Source organism: Pseudoalteromonas sp. Cn5-37 (genome assembly GCF_021532495.1).
Lineage (GTDB): Bacteria > Pseudomonadota > Gammaproteobacteria > Enterobacterales > Alteromonadaceae > Pseudoalteromonas > Pseudoalteromonas simplex.
The window spans coordinates 796757-811480 of the sequence record NZ_JAKGBA010000001.1 but is presented as its reverse complement, the minus strand read 5'-3'; the positions used below and the strand labels follow the sequence as shown (position 1 = coordinate 811480).

The following is a 14724-nucleotide window of genomic DNA, read 5'->3' as shown; positions in this document are numbered from 1 at the left end:
GGCGCTGTTTGCCTATGGGCAGACAAACAGCGAAAGTTATTTATTGAACTTTGATTTTATCGATTAAGATACTGCTAAGATAGTATTGCATCATAGGCGTAAGAGCACTAACTTCAGTACGGGTACACGGGCCTTGTTCTTTTTTTAACATGTCCATGCGTGTAATGGTCTGATACTCAGGTATCGTCACGCCTTTATTCACACGTGCCATACGTGCTTGCTCTGAATTTTGCTCATGCACAAAGCTGGCTACTTCAAGTTCATTCTTTATTAGTTGTTGTTGCTCAAAGCTGTAGATTAGCGGCTCGCGGTGAAAGCTTGCGCTATCAATTGACGATTTTGCAAACCAGACAACGTCACCTGTTTTTTTATGAGTTAGGCGCATACTTACTTGGCCTAAAATAGTCGCACATTGTTGAACAGGGTATTGCTTGGCGACTTCATCGAATAAAGAAAGTGGCTTTTTTGGTTTCACCAATTGGTATTCTGTTTCTTCAATAAGCTCAAGATCAAGCTGATGGATAGATAGGGTATAATCTGCTTGTGCGCCTTCGGCTACGACTTTTAACTGCTTAGCTGTAAGTGCCTCAGTTAGTTGAGAGTACAGTGTATCTGTGACACTGGTTTTGTCAGCAACTATCATGACGGTTTGATTTTTACTTACTGTATGAGCTGGCAGCTGTACCGATTTCACTTTAGGTGATGCATGCTCTGTTTGATACTCAACTTGAAAACGCTGGCTCTGTAAGCTCGGTTTTTTTGGCATTGTAAGTAACGGCGCTGGCTCTGGTTTAAGGGCGCAACCGACTGAAATTAAAACAAAAAATAAAAGCACGAATAAGCGCATAAAAAATAATCTACCCATAAATAATTAAGATTAAGCGTATTGTACGTTAGTCGAGGCAAAAGTTCATGATATTATGTTATAAGAAACTTCCTAAACAGACTTAAAAAATAAATAATGAAGTACAGCTTATTTTTAATTTCCTTTCTTTTTTCTTTAACACTGCTTTTTGTTAGTGGTGAAGCTGCTTCGAGTGATAAGCAATGGCAAACATTCGTTGCTGATTATAATAAACACCTCACCCGAAAACTAAAAAGTAAAGGGATCCCAGGTGGCTCATTGGCAATTGTAAATATTGGTCATGATGATTTTATTAACGGTATTGGTCGAACAAAAATAGAAAAAGGCCGCAGAGTCGATAAACATACCCGCTTTCGATTGGCATCCGTCTCAAAAACCTTTGCGGGTTCATTAACCGCTAAACTGGCAGCACAAGGGGAGTTTAATATTGATGACCCTATCAGTAAGTTTATTCCTGCTTTTGCTAATACTGCTTATAAAGATGACTTAAAAATTTATCACATATTGAGTCACTCTAGTGGCTTGGTACCTAACGCATACGATAACCTAATTGAGTCGCGTATGAGCTACCCAGATATTGTCGAGCGGCTATTGACTGTTGAGCCTATCTGCAAACCAAGTGAATGTTACGGTTATCAAAATGTGATGTTTAGCTTGATTGATTCTGTGATTTATCAATCAACACAGATGGATTACTCACACTGGATTTCGGAGTATATTTTTGCACCATTAAAAATGGCGGATGCGAGTGTTGGTTTTGAGGGGATGGTGAAAGATGATAATTATGCTCACCCTCATGTGCGCGGCAGAAAACGATGGTATACATCACGCTTGAAGAAAAACTATTATAAAGTGCCTGCGGCTGCAGGAGTGAACGCCAGCGCAAATGACATGGCGATTTGGTTGAATGCACAGTTAGGGCAATACCCTGACGTATTACCACTTGAGGCATTGATCAAACAAACCCGCCCTTACACACATACTAAAAAAGAAACTCGTCGTAGGGTTTGGCGTGAACATGTAAAAGATGCTTATTATGGATTAGGTTGGCGTGTTTATGATTATGATGATGAAGTGCTTTACTACCATAGCGGTTGGGTACAAGGTTATCGCAGCGATATTGTTGTATTTCCGCATCTAAACATCGGGTTTAGCTTAGTTCTTAATGCCGAAACTGGGTTAATTAACGAGCTTACTACCGAGTTTATCAATCGGGTTCTTAAATTCACGCGAGAGCAAAAATAGCTTAGGTAAAAAAGTTTAGTTACAAATTAATGGAAAATTATTTTTGCCTACAAAAAAGCCAGCAAATTTGCTGGCTTTTTCTGATTCGAAACTCCACAAGGCAGGATTAACCGCGCGGTAATTGAATCTTTTTCTCTTCGCTTTGACGATACAGTACAATTGTATGACCAATTGTTTGTAGTTTTGTTGCGCCTGTCTCGCGAACAATTGCATCAAAAATCAATGTTTTAGTTTCACGTTCATCTGTAGGAACTTTAACTTTGATTAACTCATGAATTTCTAGAGCGCTTTCGATTTCAACTAAAACGCCTTCGGTTAATCCGTTTGCACCAAGTAATACAACAGGTTTTAAACTGTGCGCTTGGCCTTTTAAAAACTGCTTTTGTTTGTTCGATAATTTCATCATGTTACAAATTTTGCTGAATATGGCTTGAATTAAGGGTATTCTAACGCCATCTAGAGAATATTACTAATTAGTTACGTATTAATTTTATGGCAAATAAAAAACATTCAGCCAGTTCTAAGCGTTGGCTGAAGGAACATTTCGACGATCCTTATGTTCACGAAGCGCAAAAGAAAGGTTGGCGCTCTCGTGCGGTATTCAAATTAGACGAAATTCAAAACAAAGATAAATTAATCAAACCATCGATGACGGTGGTTGATTTAGGTGCTGCGCCAGGAAGTTGGTCACAGTATTTAGCTGAAAAGGTTGGTGATAAAGGTCAGGTTATTGCTTGTGATATCTTGCCTATGGATTCCTTAGCAGGTGTTGATTTCTTGCAAGGTGACTTTCGTGAAGAAGCGGTACTTGATGCACTATTAACACGTATTGACGGAAAAAATGTTGATGTAGTTTTTTCTGATATGGCACCCAATATGAGTGGTAATACATCAGTGGACCAAGCGGGTAGTATGTATTTAGTCGAATTAGCATTAGATATGTGCCACCAAGTTTTAAAGAAAAATGGTGCGTTTTGTGTCAAAGTCTTCCAAGGTGAAGGATTCGATCAATACTTACAAGAAGTACGTAATAGCTTTAAAGCAGTGAAAATTAGAAAGCCCGATGCGTCACGTGCCCGCTCTCGGGAAGTATATATAGTGGCGACAGGTTACAAACTGTAGTACAGTTGTGCTGCGTTAAGTTGAATTTAAATTAATTGGATACAAGAGGTTAACTCCTTGAGCGATATGGCGAAAAATCTAATACTCTGGCTGGTCATTGCAGTAGTGCTAATGTCAGTGTTCCAGAGCTTTAATGGTGGTGATCAGGCAGATCGCCAAACAAGTTACACTCAATTTGTTAGCGACGCTCGCAGTGGCGCTATCCAAGAAGTCTCAATTGAAAGCACCACAGGTACGATTACTGGTACTAAAACAAATGGTGAGCGCTTTCAAACCATCATGCCTATGTATGATAAAGACATCTTGAATGATCTTTTAAAAAGCAACGTTAATGTAAAAGGCGTTAAGCCAGAAGAGCAGTCATTCCTCGCCAGCATTTTAATCTCTTGGTTCCCGATGTTACTGCTTATTGGTGTGTGGATTTTCTTCATGCGTCAAATGCAAGGTGGTGGCGGTAAAGGCGCGATGTCTTTCGGTAAGAGTAAAGCGCGCCTGATGAGTGAAGACCAAGTTAAAACAACGTTTGCTGATGTTGCTGGTTGTGACGAAGCGAAAGAAGATGTAACTGAACTTGTAGACTTCTTACGTGACCCATCAAAATTCCAAAAGCTAGGTGGTAGCATCCCGAAAGGTGTGTTGATGGTTGGTCCTCCTGGTACAGGTAAAACATTACTAGCTAAAGCGGTAGCTGGTGAAGCTAAAGTGCCGTTTTTCACAATTTCAGGTTCTGATTTCGTAGAAATGTTTGTAGGTGTTGGTGCTTCACGTGTACGTGATATGTTCGAGCAAGCGAAAAAAGCAGCACCTTGTATCATCTTTATTGATGAAATCGATGCAGTAGGCCGTAAACGTGGCGCTGGCATGGGTGGTGGTCACGATGAGCGTGAGCAAACACTTAACCAAATGCTTGTTGAAATGGACGGCTTTGAAGGTAACGAAGGTATTATCGTTATCGCTGCAACGAACCGCCCAGATGTGTTAGACCCTGCGTTATTACGTCCTGGCCGTTTTGACCGTCAAGTTGTTGTTGGTCTTCCTGATATTCGTGGTCGTGAACAAATTCTTAAAGTTCACATGCGTAAAGTGCCACTAGGCGACAACGTAGAAGCTGCGGTAATTGCACGTGGTACGCCTGGTTTCTCTGGTGCTGACCTTGCAAACTTAGTTAACGAAGCCGCTTTATATGCAGCTCGTGGTAATAAACGCGTTGTAAGCATGGCAGAATTTGACGCTGCAAAAGATAAAATCATGATGGGTGCAGAGCGCAAGACCATGGTGATGAGTGAGCAGGAAAAAGAAATGACTGCTTACCATGAAGCGGGCCACGCGATTGTTGGTCGCATGGTGCCTGAACATGATCCAGTGTATAAAGTGTCTATCATTCCTCGTGGTCGTGCTTTAGGTGTCACTATGTACCTGCCTGAGCAAGATCGTGTAAGCCATTCAAAAGAGCTATTAGAGTCAATGATCTCGAGTCTTTACGGTGGTCGTATCGCTGAAGCACTTATCTACGGTGAAGATAAAGTGACAACTGGTGCAAGTAACGATATTGAACGTGCAACAGATATTGCTCGTAAAATGGTTACCCAATGGGGCCTCAGTGAAAAACTTGGTCCGTTACTTTACGCTGAAGATCAAAACGAAATGTACATGGGTGGCGGCGGTAGCCGTGCTATGAGCATGTCTGATGAAACAGCAAAAGTTATCGACAGCGAAGTTCGTTTATTCTCAGACCGTAACTATCAACGTGCAGAGCAAATCCTTAAAGATAACATTGATATCTTACATGCGATGAAAGATGCACTCATGAAGTATGAGACGATCGATGCGGGTCAAATTGATGACTTAATGGCACGTCAGCCTGTACGTGAGCCACGTGATGTTCATGACCGCCGTTCAGACGATAAAAAGCCGAGTGCGAAAGCTGAGCCTGTAGTTAATGAAACTAAATCTGATGATTCAGTAAAAAAGGATGAAACAAGCCTTGATGACAAAGCTGAATAATCGTTAGAATATAAAAAGCAAAAGCCCCGGATGCCGGGGCTTTTTTGTAGCATAAAATTGGCTCACTATTCCAGTGGAGTCCAGTGAAGCAAATGCATGGAAGTTTAAGTAAAAATGACCGCTCTTAAATTACCGCGAGGTCGCATTTTACGCCTCGATTCCCCTGTTGTTATGGGGATTTTAAATGTCACTCCTGATTCATTCTCTGATGGTGGTAGTTATTGCCAACTCGACAGCGCTGTCAAACAAGCTAAAACGTTATTAAATCAAGGCGCAAAAATAATTGATATAGGTGGTGAGTCAACCCGCCCTGGGGCACCTGATGTATCTCTTGAGGATGAGCTTGATCGCGTTATTCCTTTAGTTAAAGCGCTAAGAGCATCCAGCAACTGTATTATTTCTATTGATACCAGCAAAAGTGAGGTAATGCGCCAAGCGATAATTGCAGGGGCTGATATCATTAATGATGTCAGAGCTTTGCAAGAGCCTGGTGCGATAGAGGTATTGGCACAATACCCAGAAGTAGCAATTTGCTTAATGCATATGCAAGGTCAGCCTCGTACGATGCAAAGTAACCCACACTATGATGATTTATTTGCTGATATTAACGAATTCTTTGCAGAGCGTTTAGCCGCGTGTGAGCAAGCGGGCATTCAGCTTGAGCGTATTATTTTAGACCCAGGTTTTGGCTTTGGTAAAACACTGGCTCATAATTACGAAATTTTAGATAAGTTTGATGTATTTAACCAATTCAAGTTACCGGTACTTGCGGGGTTATCTCGTAAATCAATGATCGGTAATTTATTAAAAAGAGACACACATGAACGTTTAGCGGGAAGCCTTGCCGGCGCGCTGATTGCAGCACAAAATGGTGCTAAAATCATTCGCGTTCATGACGTACAAGAAACAGTTGATGTGCTTAACGTTTGGCAAGCATGTACTAAAGGAATTACAAATGAGTAAAACAAGAAAATATTTTGGCACGGACGGTGTACGAGGCATGGTTGGTGAGTACCCAATCACTCCAGAATTTGCGCTAAAGCTTGGTTGGGCTGCAGGCCGTGTATTATCAAAAATCGGCACTAAAAAGGTCATTATTGGTAAAGATACCCGTATTTCTGGCTATATGCTTGAAACATCACTTGAGGCAGGCTTGATTGCTGCCGGTATTGATGTTGTTTTGTTAGGTCCAATGCCAACGCCGGCGGTTGCTTATTTAACGCAAACGTTCCGTGCTGAAGCGGGTATTGTGATCAGTGCATCTCATAACCCTTACCATGATAACGGTATTAAATTCTTTTCAAGCAGAGGCTTAAAACTACCTGATGAAGTCGAGCTTGAAATAGAAGCCATGATGGATGAGCCAATGACCTGTGTTGCCTCTGACAAGCTTGGTAAAGCGCGTCGTTTAGAGACAGCGGATGGTCGCTACATTGAGTTTTGTAAAAGCCAATTCCCACAAGGCTTATCGCTTGAAGGTTTAAAAATTGTACTCGATTGCGCAAATGGTGCTACATACCACATTGCACCGTCAGTAATGCGTGAGTTAGGTGCTGAAGTAATCTGTCATGCCTGTGAGCCAAACGGGGTAAATATCAACCTAGAGTGTGGTGCAACCCATGTTGAAACCCTTAAACGCAAAGTATTAGAACATAATGCTGATGTTGGTATTGCCTACGATGGCGATGGTGACCGAGTAATGATGGTTGACCATAATGGTCGTGTATTTGATGGTGATGACATTGTTTATATCATTGCTTGCCAAGCTGCAAATGACGATATTTTAGGTGGTGGTGTCGTTGGCACTGTGATGTCAAACATGGGCCTTGAAAATGCCTTAAAAGCGCGAGGTATTGGTTTTGCTCGCAGTAAAGTAGGCGATCGTTACGTGATGGAACTACTGCAAGAAAATGGCTGGAAAATCGGCGGTGAGAGCTCAGGTCACGTATTAAATCTTGATTTAATCAGCACGGGTGATGGCATTATCTCAAGCTTGCAAGTGTTAGCTGCAATGGTTGCACAGAATAAAACGTTGCAAGACTTAGGGGCTGGTTTTACAAAATACCCAATGAAAATGATCAATGTTCGTTACCCACAAGGTACTGATCCGACGCAAGATCAAGCTGTAGTTGATATGGTAGCGCAGGTTGAAGAGCAATTAGGTGATACAGGCCGAGTATTACTTCGAAAATCAGGAACTGAGCCTGTTGTGCGAGTAATGGTTGAAGCTGAGCAGGAAAAAGTTGTGCTTGATAGTGCACGTAAAATAGCTGAAGTTGTCGAAACTGTGAGCAAACAAACCCAGGCATAACAATAACCTCTTGTAACTTTGGGCAAGTCGAGTTAGTATCTTGCCCGCTTTCTAATGTGGAGTGGAATAATGGCAACACGTAAGCCGATGGTCGCAGGTAATTGGAAAATGAACGGCTCTTTAGAGCTTGTTGAACAGTTATCAACTGCTATCAAAAATGTTCAATCGGATGAACTGGATATAGTGGTGTTTCCACCATTCCCATTGTTGAGTTCTTTGCAGCAACAAAACGTCACGTTTGGTTCGCAAACAGTCTCTGAAAATCAAGCAGGCGCATTTACGGGTGAAGTAGATGCTCAGCTAGTCAAAGACCTAGGCGCAGCTTATACGTTAGTTGGCCATTCTGAACGTCGTAGCATTTACGGTGAGTCAGATGACGTTGTTGCAGATAAGTTTGCGCGAGCGCAGCAAGTTGGCTTAACTCCTATCCTATGTGTGGGTGAAAGCGAGCAGCAACGTGAAGCAAACGAAACTGAATTAGTGGTTGCAGCTCAAATTGATGCTGTAATTAGCAAATTAGGTGTAGCAGCACTGAAGAATTCTGTGGTAGCATACGAGCCCGTTTGGGCCATTGGCACAGGTAAGACTGCCTCTCCTGAGCAAGCGCAAGCCGTGCACAAGTTTATCCGCGAGAAGGTTGCTTCTTCGGATAGCGATGTAGCACAGCAATTAACCATCTTATATGGTGGTAGCGTGAATGAAAAAAATAGCGAATTATTATTTGCACAACCAGATATAGACGGCGGCCTTATTGGTGGTGCCAGTCTTAAAGCAGATTCATTTACTGCTATCTGTGAAAGTGCAAAAGGGACCGTATAAGATGTACGAAATTTTATTAGTAGTTTATTTAATTGTTGCTTTAGCATTAGTTGGTATGGTTTTAATCCAACAAGGTAAAGGCGCAGATATGGGTTCATCATTTGGTGCTGGCGCTTCTGGTACCGTGTTTGGCTCATCAGGTGCTGGTAACTTCATGACTAAAACAACAACAATCTTAGCAACGATCTTCTTCGTACTAAGTATTGTTCTAGGTAACCTTACTGCAGGTCAAATCAAAAAGACTGATGAGTGGGAAAACCTAGAAGCTGCGCCAGCTGTTGAAACTGTAACGCCAGCACAATCTGATGTGCCTGCGACAGAAGATAAAACGTCTGACGTACCTAACTAATTAGCTTTGCTAATTAGCGTTAAGCAGTTTTCATTCCTCAAGTAAACTTAAAGCTTAACAACATACAGAATTGTATGCGGATGTGGTGGAATTGGTAGACACGCCATCTTGAGGGGGTGGTGGCTTCGGCCGTGGGGGTTCAAGTCCCCCCATCCGCACCAAAATTAAAAAGCTGTAACTCACTGAGTTACAGCTTTTTTCGTTTTAGTGCTTCATAAAACAAAATGCGCACCTTTATAGTGCTTTTATTCTAATGTCATTCCCGTGCACGAAATTAACTAATTGATTATTAATAGAAATAAAAATTGGAGTCTTCCTTGCTTAACTAGAGTTGATATCATTACTTTGAGGAAGCAAGATGGCCAGAATGAGTTATTTAAGTGCTATAGAACGATATGAAGAGCAACAACAGCTTATTCATGAACTGCTTCTTTCTATACTTGCCAGTGTTCAGGCATCGTTGACTAACAAGCAAGCCTATCAACAGCTCGTCAATCAATATCCATTTCTAGAATTGCAATATTGCTTGAATGAACAAGGCATTCAGCAAGGTGATAATGTCTGCTTTAAGCGTCAATATAAAAAGAAACTCACTCATATTGGTGCAGGGCAGGATTTAAGCGCTCGACCTTATTTTTTACTAGCTTCTGCTACGCCGGAGCCGCACTTTACATCGCCCTATATTTCCACGGCGACAAAGCACTTGTGTATTTCTGTTATTAAAACAATTCCTGCAGGTAATAATTTGCAGCAGTTCTTAGTCATCGATGTGTGTTTAACAGAACTGATTGAATTTATTATGGGAGACACCAAACGAGCCAGAATGACACCTTACTTTAAGGTAGGTTATGGCTTGATTGTCACTTGTTTGTTTTGCTTGGTGTTCTATCTGTTATATAAAGTGTTTGCCGGAATGGTGGACTTAGTGATTAGCGAAGACACCCAGTCAGACCCGCTTAAACCATTTACTATTATTATCTTTGTTACTTTAGCGTTGGCTATTTTTGATTTAGGTAAAACAATTCTAGAAGAAGAAATCCTCATGCATAAGGATATTTTTCGCCACAGTTCAACAAGACGTACGATCACACGCTTTATCTCAACAATTTTGATTGCAGTATCGATAGAAGCCTTACTAACCATGTTTAAAGCAGCACTCGGGCAAACTGAGTATGTTATACCTGCTGTATTGATGATGTTTGCTGTGGTAGGTTTGTTGATTGCACTGGCAATTTACGTTTACCTAGGCGCCAAAGCTGAAGATGTGCTGACCCAGGTACAGCGCTTAAAAGTAAAACACTAATGATAGGGCGCTTTGTTTAAAACGCAGCGCCCTGAAATTGATTAAAGTGTACCGCCAATGCCAATACTTGGGTTAACGTACACAGGGCCTACTTTAAACGGCGCATTAATATCTAGGCTTGCATAGGGGGTGCAGGCATTTAAAACTAACACTACAGCCGCAAGAGCAGCTAGGCGAATTATTTTTTTATTCATTACATTTGCTCCTGAATAACAATACCAGCACCCGCTGGATCACGAATAATTGCGACACTGCCACTTCGTACTTTGTCACTTGGTGCCATCAATACGATGCCGCCTGCCGAGGTTACTTTTAATAGGGTTGCATCAATATCGGCTACTTTAATGTAATTCACCCATGTATTACCAATCTCGGCATCTGGTTTTTTTACAAAGCCAATCGCAGGTGTGCCATTTAAGGCTAAGTAGCTGTAATTGCCATTTTTAAGCGGTTTACTTTGTGCTGAATAATTACCAAGTGATTGGTAAAAGGCTTTGCTCTGCTCTGGGTTATCACTCCATACTTCTTGCCAAATCCAGCCGTTATCAGTTTGCTGAGTTTCAGGGTCACCATTTACGGCATTGATCAGTGAAAAAACAGCTCCTTGTGGATCTTCTAATACAGCAATAGTGCCACGGCCTTTAATTTCGGTACTGCTTACTAAGACTTTACCTCCGGCTTTGATAGTTTTTTCACTAACGCCAGCGATGTCTTTACTACTGATAAGGCTCAGCCAATGGCTGGCATTTTGTTTATTATCGAGTTCTGCCATACCTGCAATTAATTTTCCATCTAATGATGCCAGCGTGTAGCTGTCGTTAACGGCTTGAAATTGCCATCCAAACACGCTGGCATAAAATGCTTGAGATTGTGCCAAATTAGGTGTGATCAAATCATGCCACACTACGTGACCTGAGTTCTTTGTTCCTGAATCACTGATTGCGGGTAGTTCGCTTGAAGAAAGCTGGCAACCGGCCAATGAGACCGCAGCGACTGCCATTAAAATTGCAGCACGTAAGGGGGTGAGTAATTTCAAAATTTGCTCCTTGCAAAATGGGATCAAATAAAAGCATAGACTATTACTTGTTTGAAATTCAATCACATTGAAGTGTTACGATAGAATAATCTAACTACTACTAAATGCGTGGGAATAGGATAAATTTATACTTCTGTTATGTTACTCTTTGAATTTGCGCAATAATTTTAATTGCAATAGTCATTTAATTGAAGAGATTATTCAAATTGTCATACATTTAATTGTTTAAATTAATATAATCAGCATTAAATTAAAAAAATTATACATATTTTCACAAAACTGACATATAATACCCCTCCAGAGGAAAGATGCTTACACCTAAGCGTCTTTTTTTATGCCTGAAATTTACGGGTAAAAATACACACACACGGTATCCTTTGGAGTTTTAATTGAAATTACGTCACCTCTCACAGTTAACTGTAGCTATTGTTGCTGCATTATCTACTTCAGCCTTTGCTGAGCAAGAAAAAACCACTGCTAAACAAGATGCTTTCGAAAAAATCGAAGTAACAGCGCGTAAGCGTACAGAAAGCATTTTTGAGTCGCCAACAGCAGTGACATCAATCGGTGAAAACCTGATTGATAAAGCGAACATGAGCAACCTAGAAGACATCGGTAAATACGTACCTAACCTAAACATCACTCGTTACGGTGTAGGTAATGCGGCACATGCATCTGTATTCATTCGTGGTATTGGTTTACAAGACCATGTGATCACAACTGATCCGGGTGTAGGTGTTTACTTAGATGGCGTTTACCTTGGTCGCCAAATGGGCTCTAACTTATCATTACCAAATGTTGAGCGTGTAGAGGTATTACGTGGTCCACAAGGTACTTTGTACGGTCGCAACACATTAGGTGGTGCAGTAAATATTATTACTAAGCAACCGGGTGATGAAGGCATTGTGACTACAAATGCAAAAGTAGGTAGCCGTGGTCGTTTAGCCGGTGACGTTTACTTTAATAACAGCCTTACAGACACTGTAAGCATGTCGGCAAGCGTGTCTTATAAACAACGCGATGGTGTAGGTGAAGCGATTAACCTTGCTAACCCAGAGAAAGAAATTGGTGAAGAGCAAGAGTTAAGTGGTCGTATGGCGCTTAAATGGCAAGCAAACAGCGACTTATCTTTTGTGTTCTCAATTGATGGTGTTGATAACGAATCAGGCCAATCACCATACACAATTGAGCTAACGGCGCCACTTGACCCGAATGACCCATTCAATGGTGATTTCCCATTACTTACAGAAGACATGTTACCGAGCGATCCTGATGATTTAGCAACGACGGTAGCGGGTATTGAGTCGACGGCTTACTCAGGCTGGGGTACTTCATTAACAGCTGATTGGGATATCAATAACACCTATACAGCTAAGTTTATCACAAGCTACCGTAGCTCAGAATACGAAGGGGGTCTTGATGATGACGCTGTTGCCCTTAACTTATCAGAGTTCCCTGAAGAAGGCGGTGCAGATCAATATTCATTCGAAATCCAGTTAAATGGTAGCTTCGATAATATGGACTTTGTGTCTGGCTTATACTTCTTTAATGAAGATGGCTTCACAAGTTCTGGTCCGTTTGTATTTAGCCCATTCAACACACCTGATGGCCTTTTGAATGATGGTACTACAGCGTCTTTTGGTGATTATGGTTACTTTGATATCAACCAAGAGACTAACTCATACGCAGCTTATATCAATGCAAGCTATGACCTAAGCGACGATTTAACAGTGGGCGGTGGTCTGCGTTATTCGAAAGATAAAAAAGAAGCCGATGCCTTATTCCCAACGTTTGCAACACGCAAATACGTAAGTGCTGATTTTGATGCAGTAACATGGGATTTAAATGCGTCTTACCAGCTTAGCAATAACATGAACGTGTATGGCCAAATCCAAAAAGGTTATCAAACAGGTGGTTTCCCACCGCGTCCATTTGGTGGTCCTGATCAATTTGTTTCTTTCGATGAAACAAAAGCAATTAACTACGAGCTAGGCCTTAAAGGTCAAGTACACGAAGACGTATCTATGATGCTTGCGGTGTTTGTTACTGACTACACAGACCTTGCATTACCATTCTCAGATCCAACTGCAGGTGGCGGTTTCGTTACTATCGTAGAAAATGCGGGTGAGTCTAAAGCACAAGGTATCGAGCTTGAAACAACAATTGCATTTACAGATGACTTTACGCTACGTAGCGCGATTGGTTACCTAGATTCAGAAATCACAGAAGTAGATGACGGTGTATTAGGTATTGGTAAAGGCGACTCACCAGCACTAACACCACGTTGGACTGTTATGGTCGCACCTTCTTATTTCATTGATTTAAGTAACGGTGGCACAGTGGCAGTAAACGCTAACTACTCATACCGTAGCGATATGCAAGGTCAATCAGTATACAACCAAAGTGAACACATTGACTCTCGTGAATTAGTGGGTTTCAACATCTCTTACTTAAACCCGAACGGTGACTTTGAAGTGACTCTTTACGGTGAGAACGTGTTAAACGAAGTATACGATGTGGGTCGTTTACAACAATCTGGTTTTGTTGGCGTAATGCGCAGCAATGACCGCAGTGAATTTGGCTTAAAATTCAAAAAAGAATTTGAGCTTTAATTACTAACAAAAAAGGGCAAGTAAATACTTGCCCTTTCTTTTTAATTATTTTTCTCTTGCTCGCGTTTTTCGCGCGCTTCTCTTAATTCTTCAGCCAGTTCTTTTGCTTTTTGCTTGGTTTTCTCAGACAGTTCACCAGCCGCTTCTTTACTCTCAATCCATGCATCTAAGGCAATTTCTTTACCGTCGTCATACATGCTTAAGCCCATTTTCTTACTCTCTTCGAGTAACTCTTGCAGTGAGTCGTCGTTAAACTCATTGGTGGCGTCTTTTACGTCGCTCCAAGCATCACTTAGCGCTTGCTTTACTTCCTCTTTTGCTTCGCTGGCATCTTTCTTGGCTTGCTCTGCGTCATCACAACCTGTTAAGGCAATACAGCCTAATAAAACTAAGCTTGCTAATTTGTTCATATTTTTCTCTAATGGTTAATTAACTATTAAGCAGTATAAGCAATAAAAAATGAATATAGCTAGAACAGCACGATTAAGTTTTCGGTTAATGGATGAAAATGATGCCGAGCTACTTTATGAGCTCGATAACGACCCAGAAGTAATGAAACATCTCACTCGCGGCAAAGTATCCACTATGCAGACCATTAAAGAGGTGTTTATTCCACGCTTGAATGCGTATCGAAATGAGCAAAAAGGCTGGGGGCTTTGGCAAGTAAATATCATCGAGAGTAATGAATTTATCGGTTGGGTATTAGTCAGGCCTATGGGCTTTTTTGAACAGCCTGATTTTAGTGATTTAGAAATTGGCTGGCGCTTTAAAAAAATGAGCTGGGGCAAAGGCTATGCGTCTGAGGCGGCACTTGCCATTACTAAAGCCGTAAGCGAGCCAGAAGAAATAAAGTCGCTCAGTGCCACAGCACTTAAAGATAACCTAGGCTCAATAAAGGTGATGGAAAAACTAGGCCTTAAGTTTGTAAAAAACTATACCCATCAAGATGAGCAAGGTGAATTACCTGCAGTACTTTATTCATGTCCTAAAGAGCAGCTTAGCTAAGTTAATCGTAACTAATTGACCTTATGGGCTTCACATGTCTAAATGGTTAAAAT

Annotated in this window: 15 protein-coding genes and 1 tRNA gene; 11 read left to right on the top strand and 5 right to left on the bottom strand. The window is 41.3% G+C overall.

Translation table 11 applies throughout. The annotated features are described in order from the left end of the window. Nucleotides 1-40: 40 nt before the first annotated feature. Complete coding sequence (locus tag L1266_RS03720; protein WP_235376893.1) at nt 41-847, bottom strand: hypothetical protein; 807 nt, start codon at nt 845-847, stop codon at nt 41-43. Between the two features lie 114 nt (nt 848-961). Here L1266_RS03720 and L1266_RS03715 point away from each other — a divergent pair, with 114 nt between their 5' ends. Beyond that, on the top strand, nt 962-2110 hold the full coding sequence (locus L1266_RS03715) for a serine hydrolase domain-containing protein (protein WP_054551704.1): 1149 nt from the start codon (nt 962-964) through the stop codon (nt 2108-2110). A 106-nt stretch (nt 2111-2216) separates the two neighbouring features. Here L1266_RS03715 and yhbY read toward each other — a convergent pair whose 3' ends face one another. Continuing rightward, complete coding sequence (gene yhbY / locus L1266_RS03710) at nt 2217-2513, bottom strand: ribosome assembly RNA-binding protein YhbY (RefSeq protein ID WP_054551950.1); 297 nt, start codon at nt 2511-2513, stop codon at nt 2217-2219. Between the two features lie 89 nt (nt 2514-2602). Here yhbY and rlmE point away from each other — a divergent pair, with 89 nt between their 5' ends. From rlmE to L1266_RS03670, 8 genes are all read left to right on the top strand, one after another. Further along, nucleotides 2603-3232 (top strand): 23S rRNA (uridine(2552)-2'-O)-methyltransferase RlmE, encoded by a 630-nt coding sequence (gene rlmE / locus L1266_RS03705; RefSeq protein ID WP_054551703.1) that lies wholly within the window; start codon nt 2603-2605, stop codon nt 3230-3232. Between the two features lie 66 nt (nt 3233-3298). Next, a complete protein-coding gene (ftsH, locus tag L1266_RS03700; RefSeq protein WP_054551702.1) occupies nt 3299-5236 on the top strand; it encodes an ATP-dependent zinc metalloprotease FtsH in 1938 nt (645 codons plus the stop codon). Between the two features lie 114 nt (nt 5237-5350). After that, complete coding sequence (gene folP, locus L1266_RS03695; protein ID WP_235376892.1) at nt 5351-6199, top strand: dihydropteroate synthase; 849 nt, start codon at nt 5351-5353, stop codon at nt 6197-6199. Further along, nucleotides 6192-7547, top strand: coding sequence for a phosphoglucosamine mutase (glmM, locus tag L1266_RS03690; protein ID WP_235376891.1), 1356 nt, complete (start codon nt 6192-6194; stop codon nt 7545-7547). Before folP ends, glmM begins: the two co-directional genes overlap by 8 nt. Before the next feature lie 69 nt (nt 7548-7616). Continuing rightward, on the top strand, nt 7617-8366 hold the full coding sequence (tpiA, locus tag L1266_RS03685; RefSeq protein ID WP_235376889.1) for a triose-phosphate isomerase: 750 nt from the start codon (nt 7617-7619) through the stop codon (nt 8364-8366). A 1-nt stretch (nt 8367) separates the two neighbouring features. Further along, nucleotides 8368-8715, top strand: coding sequence for a preprotein translocase subunit SecG (secG, locus tag L1266_RS03680; protein WP_054551698.1), 348 nt, complete (start codon nt 8368-8370; stop codon nt 8713-8715). Nucleotides 8716-8791: 76 nt separating this feature from the next. Beyond that, nucleotides 8792-8876, top strand: a tRNA-Leu gene (locus L1266_RS03675). Between the two features lie 197 nt (nt 8877-9073). Then, nucleotides 9074-10018, top strand: a complete 945-nt coding sequence (locus L1266_RS03670) for a general glycosylation pathway protein (RefSeq protein ID WP_235376887.1) — start codon at nt 9074-9076, stop codon at nt 10016-10018. Between the two features lie 41 nt (nt 10019-10059). On the opposite strand, the gene L1266_RS03665 is transcribed toward L1266_RS03670, so the two are convergent. Continuing rightward, the gene (locus L1266_RS03665; RefSeq protein WP_166338975.1) at nt 10060-10212 is read right to left on the bottom strand and encodes a hypothetical protein; all 153 of its coding nucleotides are present in this window, start codon (nt 10210-10212) and stop codon (nt 10060-10062) included. Continuing rightward, a complete protein-coding gene (locus tag L1266_RS03660; RefSeq protein ID WP_235376886.1) occupies nt 10212-11054 on the bottom strand; it encodes a VOC family protein in 843 nt (280 codons plus the stop codon). Before L1266_RS03660 ends, L1266_RS03665 begins: the two co-directional genes overlap by 1 nt. Nucleotides 11055-11443: 389 nt before the next feature. Between L1266_RS03660 and L1266_RS03655 the strand changes: the two genes are divergently transcribed. Further along, nucleotides 11444-13666 carry a TonB-dependent receptor gene (locus tag L1266_RS03655; protein WP_055196989.1) on the top strand — a complete coding sequence of 741 codons (2223 nt, stop codon included), beginning with the start codon at nt 11444-11446 and terminating at the stop codon, nt 13664-13666. Between the two features lie 41 nt (nt 13667-13707). Here L1266_RS03655 and L1266_RS03650 read toward each other — a convergent pair whose 3' ends face one another. Then, nucleotides 13708-14076, bottom strand: coding sequence for a hypothetical protein (locus L1266_RS03650; protein ID WP_187490101.1), 369 nt, complete (start codon nt 14074-14076; stop codon nt 13708-13710). A 49-nt stretch (nt 14077-14125) separates the two neighbouring features. Here L1266_RS03650 and L1266_RS03645 point away from each other — a divergent pair, with 49 nt between their 5' ends. Then, the gene (locus L1266_RS03645; protein WP_235376885.1) at nt 14126-14671 is read left to right on the top strand and encodes a GNAT family N-acetyltransferase; all 546 of its coding nucleotides are present in this window, start codon (nt 14126-14128) and stop codon (nt 14669-14671) included. The last annotated feature ends 53 nt before the right edge of the window (nt 14672-14724 follow it).